At 39.8% G+C, this 16,271-nt stretch carries 16 protein-coding genes and 1 pseudogene; 6 read left to right on the top strand and 11 right to left on the bottom strand.

Going from position 1 to position 16,271, the window contains the following annotated elements; genetic code table 11:
* Positions 1-56: 56 nt before the first annotated feature.
* From AC2SLP_RS02635 to AC2SLP_RS02620, 4 genes are all read right to left on the bottom strand, one after another.
* Complete coding sequence (locus AC2SLP_RS02635; protein WP_486535088.1) at positions 57-1,112, bottom strand: HvfC family RiPP maturation protein; 1,056 nt, start codon at positions 1,110-1,112, stop codon at positions 57-59.
* Positions 1,099-2,151 (bottom strand): HvfB family MNIO-type RiPP peptide maturase, encoded by a 1,053-nt coding sequence (locus AC2SLP_RS02630; RefSeq protein WP_486535087.1) that lies wholly within the window; start codon positions 2,149-2,151, stop codon positions 1,099-1,101. The genes AC2SLP_RS02635 and AC2SLP_RS02630 overlap by 14 nt, the downstream gene beginning before the upstream one ends.
* A gap of 77 nt (positions 2,152-2,228) precedes the next feature.
* Entirely contained in the window at positions 2,229-2,489 is a 261-nt protein-coding gene (locus AC2SLP_RS02625) for an HvfA family oxazolone/thioamide-modified RiPP metallophore (protein WP_486535086.1), read from the bottom strand.
* 128 nt (positions 2,490-2,617) lie between these two features.
* On the bottom strand, positions 2,618-2,845 hold the full coding sequence (locus AC2SLP_RS02620) for an HvfA family oxazolone/thioamide-modified RiPP metallophore (protein WP_486535085.1): 228 nt from the start codon (positions 2,843-2,845) through the stop codon (positions 2,618-2,620).
* A gap of 388 nt (positions 2,846-3,233) precedes the next feature.
* Here AC2SLP_RS02620 and AC2SLP_RS02615 point away from each other — a divergent pair, with 388 nt between their 5' ends.
* Positions 3,234-3,683, top strand: a complete 450-nt coding sequence (locus AC2SLP_RS02615; protein ID WP_486535084.1) for a GNAT family N-acetyltransferase — start codon at positions 3,234-3,236, stop codon at positions 3,681-3,683.
* A 23-nt stretch (positions 3,684-3,706) separates the two neighbouring features.
* Here the strand turns inward: AC2SLP_RS02615 and AC2SLP_RS02610 are convergent, their stop codons facing one another.
* The 5 genes and pseudogenes from AC2SLP_RS02610 to AC2SLP_RS02590 all read right to left on the bottom strand — a co-directional run bounded on the left by AC2SLP_RS02610 (position 3,707) and on the right by AC2SLP_RS02590 (position 7,550).
* Positions 3,707-4,156: a YaiI/YqxD family protein gene (locus tag AC2SLP_RS02610; protein ID WP_486535258.1), complete on the bottom strand. Its 450-nt coding sequence runs from the start codon at positions 4,154-4,156 to the stop codon at positions 3,707-3,709.
* A 32-nt stretch (positions 4,157-4,188) separates the two neighbouring features.
* Complete coding sequence (locus AC2SLP_RS02605) at positions 4,189-5,388, bottom strand: 5-(carboxyamino)imidazole ribonucleotide synthase (RefSeq protein ID WP_486535083.1); 1,200 nt, start codon at positions 5,386-5,388, stop codon at positions 4,189-4,191.
* A 96-nt stretch (positions 5,389-5,484) separates the two neighbouring features.
* Positions 5,485-6,045: a 5-(carboxyamino)imidazole ribonucleotide mutase gene (purE, locus tag AC2SLP_RS02600; RefSeq protein ID WP_486535082.1), complete on the bottom strand. Its 561-nt coding sequence runs from the start codon at positions 6,043-6,045 to the stop codon at positions 5,485-5,487.
* Positions 6,046-6,142: 97 nt separating this feature from the next.
* On the bottom strand, positions 6,143-7,147 hold the full coding sequence (locus AC2SLP_RS02595) for a metallophosphoesterase (protein ID WP_486535081.1): 1,005 nt from the start codon (positions 7,145-7,147) through the stop codon (positions 6,143-6,145).
* Positions 7,148-7,381: 234 nt separating this feature from the next.
* A pseudogene (locus AC2SLP_RS02590) lies at positions 7,382-7,550 on the bottom strand (DUF1328 family protein).
* A gap of 255 nt (positions 7,551-7,805) precedes the next feature.
* Here AC2SLP_RS02590 and AC2SLP_RS02585 point away from each other — a divergent pair.
* The 5 genes from AC2SLP_RS02585 (at position 7,806) to AC2SLP_RS02565 (ending at position 11,974) form a co-directional block, all read left to right on the top strand.
* Positions 7,806-8,402 carry a DUF421 domain-containing protein gene (locus AC2SLP_RS02585; RefSeq protein WP_486535080.1) on the top strand — a complete coding sequence of 199 codons (597 nt, stop codon included), beginning with the start codon at positions 7,806-7,808 and terminating at the stop codon, positions 8,400-8,402.
* 68 nt (positions 8,403-8,470) lie between these two features.
* Positions 8,471-9,808, top strand: coding sequence for an FUSC family protein (locus AC2SLP_RS02580; protein ID WP_486535079.1), 1,338 nt, complete (start codon positions 8,471-8,473; stop codon positions 9,806-9,808).
* A gap of 27 nt (positions 9,809-9,835) precedes the next feature.
* A complete protein-coding gene (locus AC2SLP_RS02575) occupies positions 9,836-10,552 on the top strand; it encodes a hypothetical protein (RefSeq protein ID WP_486535078.1) in 717 nt (238 codons plus the stop codon).
* A 238-nt stretch (positions 10,553-10,790) separates the two neighbouring features.
* On the top strand, positions 10,791-11,411 hold the full coding sequence (locus tag AC2SLP_RS02570; protein WP_486535077.1) for a hemerythrin domain-containing protein: 621 nt from the start codon (positions 10,791-10,793) through the stop codon (positions 11,409-11,411).
* 299 nt (positions 11,412-11,710) lie between these two features.
* Positions 11,711-11,974: a hypothetical protein gene (locus tag AC2SLP_RS02565; RefSeq protein WP_486535076.1), complete on the top strand. Its 264-nt coding sequence runs from the start codon at positions 11,711-11,713 to the stop codon at positions 11,972-11,974.
* Between the two features lie 232 nt (positions 11,975-12,206).
* Here AC2SLP_RS02565 and AC2SLP_RS02560 read toward each other — a convergent pair whose 3' ends face one another.
* Together AC2SLP_RS02560 and parC are read right to left on the bottom strand one after the other, a co-directional pair.
* Complete coding sequence (locus AC2SLP_RS02560) at positions 12,207-12,878, bottom strand: DUF805 domain-containing protein (RefSeq protein ID WP_486535075.1); 672 nt, start codon at positions 12,876-12,878, stop codon at positions 12,207-12,209.
* 565 nt (positions 12,879-13,443) lie between these two features.
* Entirely contained in the window at positions 13,444-15,744 is a 2,301-nt protein-coding gene (gene parC, locus AC2SLP_RS02555) for a DNA topoisomerase IV subunit A (protein ID WP_486535074.1), read from the bottom strand.
* Positions 15,745-16,271 lie beyond the last annotated feature (527 nt).

Below are 16,271 nucleotides of genomic sequence, written 5' to 3'. Positions count from 1 at the left end.
TGAAAGGTGGTGTCAGAAGTTTAATAAATAATTCCCAGTCTGCTATCACCTAGCTGCTATAAACAGTTAAATACAGGTATTTGAGTATGTCCTAATGTTTTATCCGGTATTGGTATTAAAACCTGCTGATCCACTAGCTGATGAATTAAAGGTATGCCAAAGGATACTAAAATCTGCTCGTCGTCATATCCTAAGTGGTTAGCAAACGCTTGCATCAATTTGGTCAGACCACTGTCAGTTGCCATAATTGGGCTATAGTTATCGACATTGCTACTGCTACTGACATGGCTTTGGATAAAGTCACTTAGGGCATAAGTGAGCGCATTAACGGTCATAAACTGAACCTTATCCTGATAATCTCTATAGACCAAGTAAAAACTGTCCTCAGGATTACTGGGTTGAAACTCCGAGCTAATAAGATGTACCGGCCATTGGTAGTGTAAATTTTGAACGCTTGGATTTATGCTTAAATAGCTTCTACACAAGTCGTTTAAACCCATATCGTTTAAATCTAAATCGCAGTCATCCAAAGCCGAGTCACTGATAAGCTGCTTAGTGTTAACCATCGGAGCGGTAATTGGCAAAGCGTCAAGAATATAGGTATCGACCATAAGCTCGACCCATTCGTAATGCGCCAGTTCGGCAAAATACGGCGGTAGATCTAATAGTTGTAATACATTAGGTTCAGATAAATAATCGACAAAGTGCTGGTTAATTTCTGTGAAATAAGGACTATGGCAAGGATGGTTAAGGAAAAACTGCTTACAAACATAGAGCCATTTATCATCACTAATTAAACTTTGGCAAACAGGAAAACACTTATCTAAGAAGCCTCGAATATTATTAAATACAAGTGTTTGATATAAATTGCCAATACGACTGGGGATGGATGCCCCGTTTGCGAGAGTCACATTTGTCAGATTCTCTTGTGTATGAGTCTCGTTTGTAAGATAAGGGGAAGCATTGTCCGAGTTGGGATTGTCGATACCGGTCTTTTGTTCTCGTAAATATTGACCAAAATTCTGCTGAAACTCTGCCAGATGTGAGGTGGCTGTTAATTCAGAAGCTACCGAGATATCAGCGTTAGCAGAAATCACTTTAGATAAGGTCATGCTGACCATCCTTAGTCTGCAGGCCTTGATTAGCCTGCTGACTATTATTAGCCCTATAACTAGACAATAACGGATAGGGTAACGTCGTTTTTTGGGCAGAACTCGTTTGTGGCTTAATTGACTGAGCCTGTAACTGGCGAATATAGGCCACTTCATCAATCAATTCATCCATACTTGGAAAATTGAAATCGCGCTCTAAACAAGTCGGTAAGGTGCTGGCAGGACGTCCTGTTTTTTGCTCTATAAGGGCATAAGCGTCAGATAATAATGCCCAAACAGGATCAATCACGCTTGCACCATGAGTATCTACAATCAGCCCATCTTCTTCAGTATGATGCCCCGCCACATGGAGATAACAGGTACGCTCAAGTGGCAGTTGCCGTAAGTACTCGTGCGCATCAAAGCCAAAGTTTTGACTTTTGACATAAATATTATTCACATCCAAATGCAATAAGCAGTCTGCCTCATTGGCAACGGCACTGATAAATTCAGCATCGCTCATATCACTGCTGACGCCATTCGTTGGGGGACTAAAGTAATAAGAGGCGTTTTCAAACCCAATTTGCTGACCCAAAATATCTTGGGCCTGCTTAATTCTATTAGCCACCCAATAAACCGCCTCTTCAGTACAAGGGATAGGGAGCAAGTCATATAAATGACCCGAGGTGTCGCTACACCAAGACAGATGCTCGGTGTATAGCCCGATATCGTGGGTCTGCATAAGGGCTTTGATATTTTTTAAAAGTGCGGTATCTAAAGTGGCTGTGCTACCGATTGATAGCGACAAGCCATGACAAACGAAGGGGTGTTGTTCGGTAAATGATCTTAACTGCTTGTGGTATTGACCGCCCATTTGACCGTTAGAATTTAACCAGTTCTCAGGCGATATCTCAAAAAAATCGATAGCAGAGAGATCAGCTTTACGCATCTCAGCCAAAAGCTCACGACGAAACCCAAGCCCTGCTCCGCCTAACTGTTGTATTGATTGAACAGTGGCATCTTTAACGGTTGTAAATGAGCTTGGCATTGTTAACGTCATAGTAGTCCTTTAAAAATCTGATTGGATGGGTAAACCTTGAAGGTCAACCCAGTAATGGGAAATTGCGTCTGTTAAGGCTATTTAGTGCCACCACATTTGGCTTCACCACATTTGGCATCCATTTTCTTGTCTGCACCACATGAACTTTCGGCTTTTTTATCGGCGCCGCAACTACCTTCAGCACTTTTTTCAGCACCACATGACCCTTGATGAGCTTTTTCACCGTTTTTGTAGCCTGAGTCCATTTCATTAGCGGAAAAAGGATTGGTTGATGTACAACCACCTAAGGTAACTAATGAGCCTAGGGCTAAACTTGCAACGATTGATTTGGTATTCATAATAATATTCCCTTTTTGATTAGATTGATTGGTTTGAACGTTGTGCTGTTTACGAAGCGAAAGTGACAACAGCGCTCAGTTTTTAAATGTCCGTTTGTACGTACTGTCAGTTTTAAGCCATAGGTAAGCTATTCACTTGCACCACATTTGCCTTCACCACATTTGGCATCCGTTTTTTTGGTAGGTTTTTTGACTGTGCCGCATTTACCTTCGCCACACTTAGCGTCTGCTGTTTTACTATCACTTTGGTGCGCGTTTAGCATAGGTTCGGCATTAAAGGGGTTTGCTGCATTAGCGCCACTCATAGTCATAAGTGAACCTAATGCTAAACTGGTAATAAATGCTGATTTTTTCATGATGTACTCCATTGATAGGGATAAATAATTGATAGGTGATAACAGTCTACAAACTAAGAGCCCTTTCAATGATGTCGTACTCAAATCAATGGCAAGTTATTTGTCTGTTATTAATTAGACGTGGCACGGGTGACTTTCCTTACACTTATTTTTTACTTTTTTTAGATAATTATTTTAAAATTAATATAAGGTATTGATTTATATTTGTTTTTATTTATAAATAAAAAACGATTAATCGAATGATTTGAGTGGGTGGGCGCAGTATTTCTAGAAAAACATAAAGGGCGTGGAAAAATTAGTGTTACTAAAGCAACTCAAAACGTCTAAAGTAACTTAAAATATAAAAGTAATTGATAATAGGCAAACGACTCAAAATAGGAAAGCTGAGATGATTGAACCAGCAAAAATAGCAGATGCAAAAGAAATCGTGAGTGTTATTAGGGAGAGTATTCTATCCTGCGCTGCAGATCATCAAAATGATCCTGTTGCAATTGAGCAGTGGCTTGCAAATAAAACGCAAAGTAATGTCGAACAATGGATCAGCAACAATGATGCCTTGGTTTATAAAGTTGATGAGCAAATTATTGGTTTTATCTTAGTGTCCAAAAAAGGTGAGATATTGCTTAACTATGTGAGCCCTGATTACCAAGGGCAAGGGATAGGCAAACAATTATTGAACAGAACGAAAGAAGACTTTCTTCAACGAGGTATAACAGCGCTTACCGCTGAGTCGACTTTGACAGCCAAGCCGTTCTATTTAGCCAATGGGTTTAAGGTTATTGAAGATGTGTCAGAGAATGGACGAGTGGTTGCGCATCGGATGGTGTTGGGTTTGTAGGGTAAGGGTGAATTTTTTAATCCCTAACGCACCAGCTTATTTAACCCATCGGCAAATTGCTTTTTATCTTTATCAGAATAAGGCTTTTGACCGCCCATCTGAGTTAAATCGAGCACCCCAGTGGAGCGCATGGTATCCATAAAGTCACGAGCATTGAGTTTTTGTTTGATGTTATTTTTATCATAGATAACACCATGCGGGGTCAATACTTGTCCGTCATTATCAAGCACATCATTGGCCAGCGGAATGTCACTGGTAATAACAAGATCGCCTTTTTTGACATTATCTGCAATGTAGTCATCAGCCACATCAAATCCTGAACCCACTACTTTCATGGCAATCAGTGGTGACTTACGCACTTTTATCGGCTGATTAGCAACAAAGATAGCGGGGGTATTAGTGCGAACTACCGTTTTGGTTATCAGATCTTTTACCACCAAAGGACAAGCGTCGGCATCGATCCAGATAGTCATGCCCTCTTTTTTAACGGGCGATTTATTTTCACTCACGATGCAAACCCCATCTTATTTGGCAGAACTGAAATTAACTGCTCTAAAGCCATATCAAGTTGGGCAACATCGTTTGGCATTAAAGTTATATGGGCTATTTTACGGTCTGCGCGTTCTTCTTTGTGATAAGTATGATAATGTGCACCGTCAATGGCTAAGACGTCAGCCACATTTGGATACTCACCCAGCACATTAACCATCACAGAAGGATATACATTATCAGTATCTCCTAATGGTAAACCAACCACTGCGCGCATATGATTTTCGAACTGACTGGTAACGGCACCTTCGATGCTCCAGTGACCTGAGTTATGAACACGTGGTGCAATTTCATTGGCTAAGATAACATCTTTACCTTTGTCATCTTTACTAACAAAAAGCTCTAAAGCCATGGTACCCACATAATCCAAATGAGTCATTAAAGTTTCAATGGCTTTTTTTGCTTGTGGCAATAGATGACTGGTTCCTACCGCAGGCGCATGGGAGGTTGCTAAAATACCAGTATGATGATGGTTTTCCACCAAATCATACGTGCGGATAGTGCCATCTTGCGCACGTGTGGCGATAATGGACACTTCTCGACTAAAGTCGATAAAGCCTTCGGCTATTAAAGGTGCAGGTGTGAGAGTTAGATTACTTTTACCAGTGACGGCATCACCCAATGCTTTCCAAGCCTCTTCAATGTCTGCTTCAGTTTTTATCACAAACTGACCTTTACCATCATAACCACCACGGCTGGTTTTTAGTACTAAAGGTAATCCAAGCGTATTGCAAGCTTCTTTAAGCTCTGCTTTTGAGCTAACACTGACAAAGGGGACGGTCTTAATGTTTAGTTCATTGAATAAAGTCTTTTCATTTAAGCGATCTTGAGCCACTTTAAGAGCTTGTGGTGGCGGGAACATACCTTGTTTTTGACCCGCATCTGACATTTGCTTGAGGCGTGCTACTGTCTCAGCTGGCGTATTTTCAAACTCCAAGGTGAACACATCGGCCGCCGCGATAAAACCTTCAAGTTGCTCACTGCTAAATACTTGGCCATATAAAGACGCAGGGCAATTTGGGGCATCTTCTAAAAACACACAACGATAACCAAGAGGCAGGGCGGCCTCGGCCAACATCATACCAAGTTGACCGCCTCCTAAAATGCCGATAGTACGGATAGTTTGAGTTGTAGGATAAGCATTGGTTGTTGTCATGGTTGACCCTTAATATATAATCAGCTTGTACTTAATATAATTGAAAATATATAAGTATAGAAGACGCTTTACAGCCATTTTGAAGAGTTGGTAGTTCTACGGGTTAATAACGCCTGGCGTTGGACTGGCTAAAATAGTGTCTGTTTGATTGCTACGAAACTCTACTAACTTCTTAGCCAAGTCTTCATCCTGCAAGGCTAGAATTTGAATGGCCAATAACCCTGCGTTATAAGCACCAGCGGTACCAATCGCTAAGGTGCCAACGGCTATACCTTTAGGCATCTGCACAATAGACAATAAGCTATCCCAACCACTTAAAGTCGATGATTTAACGGGCACACCTAGTACAGGTAACTCAGTCTGACTGGCGCACATGCCGGGTAAATGAGCAGCGCCACCAGCACCAGCTATGATCACTTGTAACCCTTTAGACTTAGCCGATTTGGCGTAATCAAATAATTTATCAGGCGTACGATGCGCTGAGACCACTTCACATTCAAACGCAATACCAAAATCTGCCAATAGTTGCACGCCCAAACTCATGGTAGGCCAATCAGACTGTGAACCCATGATAATGCCTACTTTTGTGGTACCCGCTGGAGATTGAATGGGTCCTTGCGAGGTGCTGGTTTTGTGGCTGGTATTGGCATTTGCCATGATTAGAAATTCCTGTGAAAAAACATCCATCATACAAAATTTTTGACGCAATAAAAAGCCACTTTTTTAAATTTTGTAAGGACTAAACAATGCCTTATTATTTATGGTCTTTATCGTGTTTGTATTGCACAAAGTTATCGGCAGACAGTGGCATCGGATGACTGCTATCAAAGCGATAGGCCGTTAAATAACCAGAGCCAGCTGCTGAATAGTCTGTGCAAACTACTTGATCGCTAAGTGGCTCAGGTTGTCCGGTAAGCCAGTAGTGACCAATAAAGACCGGTTTATCAGTTTTCAATTTAAACTCAAGGTTTTTTGCCACAGCGTCTTTGGGTATTTGCTGCATATCGTGAGATGGCGCACGAGCGATATCGACAATACGTTGTCCTTGTAATTGTTTCTGCCACCATCTCACTCTGACGCGGCTACGAACAGCCCCATCTTTATCGGTAAAGCTTGACCCTGAAGGTAGCGCAATTTCGACGCCTTTTAATACCCTCTCTAAAGCATCGTATTCAATAGAGTGCTTTTGCCCTGTACGCTGTAAAGCTTCCATAGTCAGTTGATTGTCTGCGGTTAACAGGGGCTTTAATACCTGCATGTTGTCTACATCCCAACAGGCGTGAACAAAACAAGCATGCTCAGTCTCAATCCATAGGGGTAATTCATAAAACCTATCAAGCCAGTATTTATGAGCCTCTGAGCCAAACGGCACTTCGTCTAAAAATGCTTTATGTTGACGCTCATGGGTGTCATTGTGGTGGCGCAAATAGATAGGATCAGTAGCCCCTTTAGTTGCAGCCCGTTGCTGCATCGCGGATTCATCAAGGGTGGCATATGCCAAGGCGTTGTATTCATGATTACCCATGACGGCCTCTGCGACGCCAGCATCAATCATTGCATAAACAATTTCTAAGGTTTCAAGCTCTTTATTACCCCTGTCAATTAAGTCCCCAATAAACACAGCTTGATGTCCGTTTGGCGGCTGGTAATAATTAATATCTAAAGTTGGATGTTGGGTTAGTTTATAGCCAAGCTTATTTAATAAACCCTTAAGCTTGTCAGCGTGGCCATGTATATCGCCAATAACGTCATAAATCATAGATTGAGTACATCTCCAGATTACTTAATAAATTTAACTTTAATTAATATAAATTAATTCTAATAAGTTCGTAATGTTTTAAGCTTTGCTAAAAAAAGCATCTATACCTACTATAGATGCTTTTATAAGAATAAATAAGGTCAACGCAACTGTTCAATAGAAACTATTTTTACATGATAGCGGTTATTGTTTGATAGCGGTTATTAATTATTAGGTCGTATTAATTAACAGCTATTAGGTTCTGCTTGAAAAAAATGACACGATAAATAAAATTACCGCTATCACTAAAAGAATAAGTAAAATCATTACTTAATCCTGCCACACCATCGAAGCTTAAAAAGCTTGCAATAAGCGCAATAATTGCAAATATGATAGCCCACTTAACAGGATTCTCTCCATGAATTAAACCTACAAAATTTGGATTATCGCATCCAATGATATTCTTATAGCTTTTTTATTTCGCATATCAGATGTCATTAGCATAGCGAATAGGTACCTAAATAGGGTAAACAATTGTTATGCATTATAGGTAGTCGTGTTTAATACTAGCTATTGTTTTAGGGACAATTAATTCAATAAGTTAAACTGGCTAAAACATTTATAAAATCTTTTATTAAAAGAGTCTGAATTAAACACATTAAACACATTAGGAGCTATTATGGAGTGGTCAAAATGGTTTGCGATGGACTGGAATCAAGTAACGGGCGTTATCTTGTCGGCAATAGGTATATATTTTGGATTGATAATTTTTACCCGGTTAATGGGCTTGCGTAGTTTTTCAAAATTATCAAGCCATGACTTTGCGATGACCGTAGCGGTTGGTAGTATGCTTGCCTCAACAGTGCTTTCAAAGACACCTTCTTTGATGCAAGGTCTAGTCGGTATTGGCATACTGTTCTTATTGCAAGGCATATTTTCACTTTTACGTCGTAAGTTTAAACCACTTAAGATGTTTATAGATAACGAGCCATTGGTATTGATGGCGCATGGTGAGTTTCTATGGGAAAATATCAAAAAGGCCAATCTATCAAAAAGCGATATACAAGAAGTGCTGCGCAAAAATAGTGTAAAATCAAAAACTGAAATATTCGCCGTTATCATGGAAACAACGGGTGACATGAGTGTTATCAAACAAAATGACGTGACTCCAGATTTTGAACTGTTTGATGATATCAGGGAGGCTGAGCATTTGATAAACGGCGTTGTGTTTGACCGTAACTTGATAAAAAAAGAAGTTAAAAATAAGGCTATTTAACCTTTCACTTGAAAACAGAAGCTTTTACTTGAAGGACAGAAACTTACTTGAAAAACAGAAACGTGTGAATGAAAAACTCATTGAAGTCAAAATTGGTGGCCCCTGTTATAGAGCCGTATGCCCGCTATCTGTACGCGAATGTACTCCATGCCATAAGGCTGGGTGTGGCAGTAGTAGCGACTTTATTATTTAGTAAATGGGCCGCCATTCCTCATTCAGAATGGGCGACGATTACGGTGTTTATCATACTCGGCTTATTGCAGTATCAAGGAGCCATCTATACCAAAGCGAGTGAACGTATTTTGGGTACGGTACTGGGTATTGTGGTTGGTTTGTTTTTACTATGGATCAATCAAGACTTACTGGCACCACTAGGCGCGATGTGGTTGTATTATATTATAGTCGGCATCATTAGCTCTTTTATTGGTTATTTCTCAATCAAAAATCTGGGATATATCGGACTATTAACAGGTATTACTATGTGCATGATAATCGCCAGTAGCAATAGTATTGGTCCAGATGGTATCGCACGGGCTATTAACGTGCTTATAGGCACCTTATTTTCAGTCGTAGCGTCACTAATCTTACCGCTAAAATCCACTTTGATGTGGCGTTTTTTATTGGCGAATAACCTTGTTGCCTGTGCGAAGATGTATGATGGGGTAGAAGCTTATATTTCAGACCCAAGCTTAGACAATCGGTTTGCAAATGCTGAGAATGAGGATAGTGAGACTAATAATAAGGAGTTAAGCTTAGATCATCCAGTAATTGCCAATCCTGCTAATCTGGGTACAAACGATGTGCATTTGGATTTAGGGGCTACCACGATAAGCACCTTCATGGATGGTACGCCCAAAGACACTGTTCCTACTTATGTTAATAAAGACATGGTGGCGCAATTTAAGAAAATTAATCAAAGACTACTCAAGGTGCGTGGACATATTGCGCCAACGGCTAGAGAATCTGGCATAGATACACAGACTCTAGACATGATACAGCGTACCCATCGTAATATTATAGGCACCATTGACTTGTTGCTCAGCGCCGCACCCAAGCTTGCCCACAGTCCTATCGATGCCGAAAACCGAGTATTGGTTGATCATTATCATCGTGAACTGACACAAGGTATGCGCCATATAGCAGCCGTGCTGCGTAGTCCTAACGATGAGGTTTTTCGTCCTATAACCCGTATACAGGTTGCAGACTATCCCAGCATTAAGCAACTTACCTTTGAATGGCAGGGCTATTTTTGGTTGACGCAAAGCCTTCAGCAGCAGCTGCAAAGTTTGAGTGAGCTACTACAGGATACGCAGACAAAATGGTATGCAGGCTCAGGTCTTCGTTATCAGCGTCAAGAAAGACGGCGTATTCATGCCCACGGTAGAGAAACGAACTTAGATATATAATCCAGCAAAACAATTAAAGGGCCACACGTGTTGCACAATCATTTAAAAGAAAAACAGCAGCGAATTAATCAGTTTGTATCACGTGCTAATCTTATCTTAACTAACAATCCTCTATGCTATACAGGTAACTTTATCACAGGTAAACCCAATAACCCTGATATGCTATTTGTGAGTATCAATCCTGGACACAGCAACCGAGAAGATTGGGGTGATATAGAAGCACGCCGAGCCCAATCGGTTGTTAAAGAATTTGAACCTGTTGAGTGCAAATACATTGAAGATTCTAAGCGTGGTAGCCGCTATGCCAATCGTATTATTGAAATTGTGTGTGCAGGTGACATCGAGCGTTTAGAACACTGTGCTGAAACCAGCTTTATCTCCTATTTTGCCGCGCCAAAAGAAACGGTACTACAAGCTCAGTTAGCACAGCTGCCTAATCAGAAGCAAGCTGAGCATGCTGCTTTAACCCAGCTTGATATTGAATACATCAATCCAAAGCATATCATTTGCATGGGCTGGCGATCTTTTGATCGCTTTTTAAAGCAGTATGGTGATGACAGTGAGATCATTGTTAATAAACTGCCTTTAATTGGAAAGATGGAGGCGTATTACGCTTATACTGAAGTTCGCGGCATCCCTGTCCATGGCTTAAGACACCTATGTACCAAGCTGACCACTGAGATGCGCACGAAGCTTGAGCATCGATTTAAAGACATTTGGAATGAGATAGAAAAGCAGGCTTAAAAAAATAAAGAGTTAAAGAAATAAAGGGTTAAAGAAATAAAAAACTAAATAGGTAAGCTCTTGATATATGCAAACAATGCCATATAAATTTAATGTAGTAAACATAGCCTTATTTAAAAGCTACTTGAAAACATTAAAATCGCTATTATATATACTTAACTTGAGCCCATATCTTATTAGCTGAGGTTATCAATTAAAGATTGCCAAACGACTAACTTAAGATTGAAGAGAGATAAAGATGAGTATAAACAACGTATCATTTAGCGATAACGCACCTACGTTGGGCGATAACCAAGCTTGCGAAGTTATAAAGCGTGACGTAGCACCTCGGCATCCTGACAGCCGCTTACAATCAGACTGGCTTTTCTTACTAGAGAAACTACCGCCAAATCAATGGTACGCCTCTGACTATGCTTACAAAACCTCAGGCTGGCTAAACGTACATACTAATATTCGCAAGCGTCAGCGTATTTTAAGACAGCTGAGCGAAGAGTACTTAATGGGGGCGCTTAATTGGGAGAATTACCGTTCGCAGATACTTGAGCGTATCGGTATGCATGTTATGAAGCTACACCAGCACCACAGTGTTGAGGATCGCGGATTTTTCCCCGATTTTGTCAGCTCGTATCCTCAGCTCAAAAGTGGATTTGAGATATTAGAGCGCGATCATGTCAAGTTAGATGCGTTACTTGATGAGCTACTGGGCTTAAATAATGAGTTGTCGAGGTCGTCACAAGAAGATAGAGCGTTAGCCGATCGTCTCCATCAGAACTTGGTGACTGGTACTGACTTTTTATCGCAGCATTTAACCGATGAAGAAGATTTGGTCGTACCAATTTTAGCGTTACGTGATGTTTAAAAGGCTATGTTTAGCGACCTATTTTAAAAAGATGACATTTAAAGGTGAATTTTAAAAGGCAATAGAAGAAATCACACTTGTAAATTGCTGTTGGTAGTGTCTATTAAAAACTCGCCTTATCAGTTAGTCTTGAGTCTATATAACGTTAATATCAAGTTGTATTTAGGTTAGTTAAAATGATTTCTGATAAATTTAAAGTACATTCAAGTTTTTAGTCAAAAGTCATCAGCCATTATTTGATTTTTGACTATCAACTAATTTTAACGATTAATTAAATACAACTAAAGCGAGATGTATATATGGATAATGGTGCTATACATAAGATTTGGGGATTAATATCCAGTGTTATAGGTTTAATTCTATTATTAGCCATTGTCAATTCAGGTAATAATACGCCGATATCAAAGTGGCCAAAAGAGGGATTCCACAATCTAGCCTTTAGCATAGGGTGGTTAAGCCCGTTCCCTGATTGGCTTACTTATTTAGTTGCTTTATTGACTATCTTTTTAGTCATGTGGATTTTTTATAAAATTGGTCAGTGGCTGTCTAAAAAGTTTACCTAATCAGGCTTGTTTGATTCAGCCAATATAACCTAGTCCGTATAACTGAGCCTTTAAAACAAGGCTAGATTAGTTTTGCCCAATTCACACTAGGATTTGTTAAGTAACAAACCCATTATAAATAGTCTTATTGGCTTGATTAAAGTTTGCTTCAAGACTATTTAACCTTCTAATTAATATTCTTTTAAACAACAAATCAACACCAAAACAATACTTAAACCAATCAACACTCACATTATTCATTAGACTGCATTCGTTGTTCTATTTGTACTTGTTCTAATTGCAGGGAATCACTAAAAGGATCTTCTAATGGCTCATAATGCAGAGGTTCTTCCATCATCAATGCTACCGCAAAGACGCCGATGTAAATGATGATATAAAATAAAGGTAAGCCAATGGCTAGTATTTTTAATACCGTACTAGGAGGCTCTGCGGGCACACCATACTTATTCACTCCTTCGTCACCAGGGGCAAACATTGCATACAATATAAAAAATAAGTTTAGTACGGGTACAAATAGTAGAAGACTGAGCCAGCCAGATTTGTTCAAATCATTCAATCGGCGTATCATTGGTACAAAGGTAATGTAACCTGACAACACCATATATGCCAAAAATGCAATGATCATCAATCCATAATTGATAGCGCTATCAAAACCAAATGCCATGGTGCTTAAGGAAAATAGAAGTAAGCACAACAGCACAAAAGGAGTGATAATACAAAATCCCAATATGATGCCATAGGCGATATAGCGTATTCGTCCTATTCGACCTTTAGTAGAGTAAAAAGGCTCATTATGATAAGCATGAGGGAGAGGCGGCGCTTGATTAGGCGGTAGCGGTGGGGGCGAATGTGGGCGGTTTGTTTCGGTTGCCTTGTGCCCCGTATCAGGGTTCTCTACCGTCATCTTTTTGCCTTTTATACGTTGTCTTTTAAATAAATATGGTCGTTTTAGATAAACATGATCGTTTGAATATACTTAGTGGTTTTAAATAAACATTCTCGTTTTAAATAAACATTGTTGATTTAAATCTTATCCGTAAGTTTAAACCGTACTAAATGTTTTAGATCGTGATTATTTTAGAATACGCCGGTTAACTAATATATCATGCCAATATAGCACTTACAGCATTATTACGCTTGTTAGCAATTCTTTATTAGTAATTTTTTAGCACTTATAAAAGATTATATAGTAAATATGAGGCTATTGGCGCTGGTATGGCCGAATTAAATTTTCGAGTATGGTTATTAGAAAGTATTTTTATAAAAACAGTTCTTTATGAATGACCGCAAAAAAAGGACGATACTAGATTAGTATAACTAGGTTAGTATATTAAACTAGACTGTCCATACAGCCTAGTTTTTAAGTGTTTAATTAAAATAACAACGCAAGATAAAGAATGAAAATTATCATACTAGGGCTGTCTAGAATGACGCGAATAGAATGAGAGATCAGCTGATTCTGATACGCCTTATCCTGTAATTTCAACCTCACGAACATTTTGAAAGCCTCTAGGCAGTTGACTACCACGATTACCACGTTTGCCATTGTAATTGGCTAAATCAATCGGCTTTAAGGTTATATGGCGTTTACCTGCATTGAGGGTAAGGCTGTCTTTATGATGTAGGGGTACAACAGCAACAACCTCTTCGCCTTCTTTTAGATTAATTAACTTATTACCTTTACCGCGCTGCTGCTCTGGCAATTCGTCAATGGGGAATACCAACAAATAGCCTGCTGATGTCACCACTGCAATCTGATCTTGAGCAAGTGCTTCTACCGTATCCTCATCTTTATCATCTAGTATTAAGTCAATATATGGCACAGTTAATAAACGGGCTTTGTCATCAAAGTTGATGATGTTTTTACCTGCTTTTTGATTGGTATCAAGATTGCCTAATGTATTAATAAATCCGTATCCAGATGAGCTTGTCAGTATGATTCGCTGCGTGTCCTCACCGGCCAATAGCTGCTCAAAGCTTGCACCCGCTGGGGGTTTTAATACACTTGTTAAAGGGTCTCCTTGACCGCGAGCAGACGCTAGCGTATGTGCTTCAATACTGTAGCTACGTCCTGTGCTGTCGAGTATAAAGATTTTTTGATTAGATTTACCTCTAACGTGGGCTTGATAACTGTCTCCTGATCGATAACTCATACCCGCAGCATCCACGTCATGGCCTTTAGCCGCACGTATCCAACCTGCTTTTGACAAGATAGCTGTTACTGGCTCACTGGGCACAAGATCTGACTCTTTGAGTGCGGTTGCTTCCCCGCGTTCGACCACAGGAGACATACGATTATTGCCATGCTCTTTCATATCCGACTCAAGCTCTTTAATCATAAGCTTGGTAAGGCTGGCAGGATTATCAAGAAGTTCTTGAATAGTCGCACGCTCCGCTTCTAAATCGTCTTTTTCAGAACGTAGCTCAATCTCTTGTAATCGGGCAAGCTGACGCAGACGAATATCTAAAATGGCATTGGCTTGAATCTCACTTAACTCATAACGGGTCATCAGCTCCATTTTTGGATCATCTTCTTCGCGAATAATACGGATGACTTCATCAATATTAAGATAGGCCACCAGCAAACCTTCAAGAATATGTAAGCGCTTATCAATTTTGTCTAGACGATAGTTCAATCGGCGTGTGACCACATCACGGCGACTGATTAGCCACTCACTGAGTATTTGTTTCAAGTTTTTGACTTGCGGCTTACCGTTTAGACCAATCATATTCATATTGACGCGATAATTGGACTCTAAGTCAGTACTAGCAAACAAATGACTCATGACGCGATCAACATCGACTCTAGTTGAGCGTAGCTCAAGCACAATACGGCAAGCATTTTCATGATCTGACTCATCATGTATGTCCACAACCCAAGGCAGTTTCTTTTCTACCATCAGTTTAGCAATTTGTTCTTGAATCTTGTTGCCTGACACTTGGTAAGGTAGCGCATCAATGATGACTAAGTTTTTATCATTGGCGTCTACATGATAGACGGCGCGCATTTTATAGCTTCCCCGTCCACTTTCATACATCGCTTGTAGGTCTTTTTTGGAGGTGATAATTTCTGCATTGGTTGGCAGATCAGGCGCAGGGATAGATTGTGTTAATTGTTTGACAGACAGCTCTGGATTCTTAAGCAAACGAATGGAAGCGCGCACCACTTCATTAAGATTGTGAGGTGGAATATCTGTTGCCATACCCACTGCGATACCTGTGGTACCGTTTAATAAAATATTTGGCAAGCGGGCGGGCAAAGTAACAGGCTCTTGTAGAGAACCATCGAAATTGTCTTGCCAATCGACAGTACCTTGTCCCAGTTCAGCCAGAAGCGTATTTGCGTATGCTGACATTTTTGCTTCGGTATAACGCATGGCGGCGAAGGATTTGGGATCATCAGGACTTCCCCAGTTGCCTTGGCCTGTTATAAGCGGATAACGATAGCTAAACGGCTGAGCCATCAGCACCATCGCCTCATAACATGCGGTATCGCCATGCGGATGATATTTACCTAGCACATCACCGACGGTACGCGCTGATTTTTTGGGTTTGGTGGTCGATTTAAGCCCAAGCTCACTCATCGCATAAATAATACGGCGCTGTACAGGCTTTAAACCATCAGCGATGTTGGGTAATGCGCGGTCCATAATCACGTACATAGCGTAGTTTAAATACGCTTGCTCTGTAAATTCGGCAACTGAGCGCGTATCTGTCGCCTCATTTGGAATAACTGCTGAGCTTGGTGGAGTGCTGGTAATATCAGACATAGTGTCAGGTTCTGCCTCAATGTTTTTAGGTGATGAAATGTCTTATTTTAAATATGGTTTTTTTAAATATATATATTTGAGTTATTTGATATATATTTTCTTTGGGGTAAATTTTTAAGTAGTTTAATAGCTTTTATATTTAATACCTCAATCTCAATACATTGCGTAGGCTGTGACTTTAGCCCAGCATATAAGTTCAATAGATACATATCGCTGTGCTAAAAGCACCAGCCTACAATGGATTGTAATAAGTTGAGAGTGGGTATTCAATAAAACAAGCTAATACATAGACAAAGCAATTTAGAATCCACTTATATTAAGAGTATCGTAACGGATATTAAATGAATAAAAAAGTAGCTGTATAGACTATGCGTCAAATAATGACGTCTGTATCCTATTTTTAGTTTCATCTTTACTATACAGTTCCTAATAGCAGGGCAATTAAACATATAAGTTATGTTTTTTAAACGCATTTTTCATAATTTGGTTGTCATATTGTAGATAAATAGTGTATTTTAGTTTTAAAT

This window comes from Psychrobacter sp. CX21 (assembly GCF_057396255.1).
The sequence above is the reverse complement of the archived record's forward strand: the minus strand, read 5'-3'. Positions and strand labels throughout refer to the sequence as shown.

Excerpts from the sequence above, each read along its gene's own strand:
- AC2SLP_RS02635 (WP_486535088.1), bottom strand. The coding sequence starts at position 1,112 with ATGACCTTATCTAAAGTGATTTCTGCTAACGCTGATATCTCGGTAGCT.
- AC2SLP_RS02630 (WP_486535087.1), bottom strand. The coding sequence starts at position 2,151 with ATGACGTTAACAATGCCAAGCTCATTTACAACCGTTAAAGATGCCACT.
- AC2SLP_RS02625 (WP_486535086.1), bottom strand. The coding sequence starts at position 2,489 with ATGAATACCAAATCAATCGTTGCAAGTTTAGCCCTAGGCTCATTAGTT.
- AC2SLP_RS02620 (WP_486535085.1), bottom strand. The coding sequence starts at position 2,845 with ATGAAAAAATCAGCATTTATTACCAGTTTAGCATTAGGTTCACTTATG.
- AC2SLP_RS02615 (WP_486535084.1), top strand. The coding sequence starts at position 3,234 with ATGATTGAACCAGCAAAAATAGCAGATGCAAAAGAAATCGTGAGTGTT.
- AC2SLP_RS02610 (WP_486535258.1), bottom strand. The coding sequence starts at position 4,156 with ATGACTATCTGGATCGATGCCGACGCTTGTCCTTTGGTGGTAAAAGAT.
- AC2SLP_RS02605 (WP_486535083.1), bottom strand. The coding sequence starts at position 5,388 with ATGACAACAACCAATGCTTATCCTACAACTCAAACTATCCGTACTATC.
- purE (WP_486535082.1), bottom strand. The coding sequence starts at position 6,045 with ATGGCAAATGCCAATACCAGCCACAAAACCAGCACCTCGCAAGGACCC.
- AC2SLP_RS02595 (WP_486535081.1), bottom strand. The coding sequence starts at position 7,147 with ATGATTTATGACGTTATTGGCGATATACATGGCCACGCTGACAAGCTT.
- AC2SLP_RS02585 (WP_486535080.1), top strand. The coding sequence starts at position 7,806 with ATGGAGTGGTCAAAATGGTTTGCGATGGACTGGAATCAAGTAACGGGC.
- AC2SLP_RS02580 (WP_486535079.1), top strand. The coding sequence starts at position 8,471 with ATGAAAAACTCATTGAAGTCAAAATTGGTGGCCCCTGTTATAGAGCCG.
- AC2SLP_RS02570 (WP_486535077.1), top strand. The coding sequence starts at position 10,791 with ATGAGTATAAACAACGTATCATTTAGCGATAACGCACCTACGTTGGGC.
- AC2SLP_RS02565 (WP_486535076.1), top strand. The coding sequence starts at position 11,711 with ATGGATAATGGTGCTATACATAAGATTTGGGGATTAATATCCAGTGTT.
- AC2SLP_RS02560 (WP_486535075.1), bottom strand. The coding sequence starts at position 12,878 with ATGACGGTAGAGAACCCTGATACGGGGCACAAGGCAACCGAAACAAAC.
- parC (WP_486535074.1), bottom strand. The coding sequence starts at position 15,744 with ATGTCTGATATTACCAGCACTCCACCAAGCTCAGCAGTTATTCCAAAT.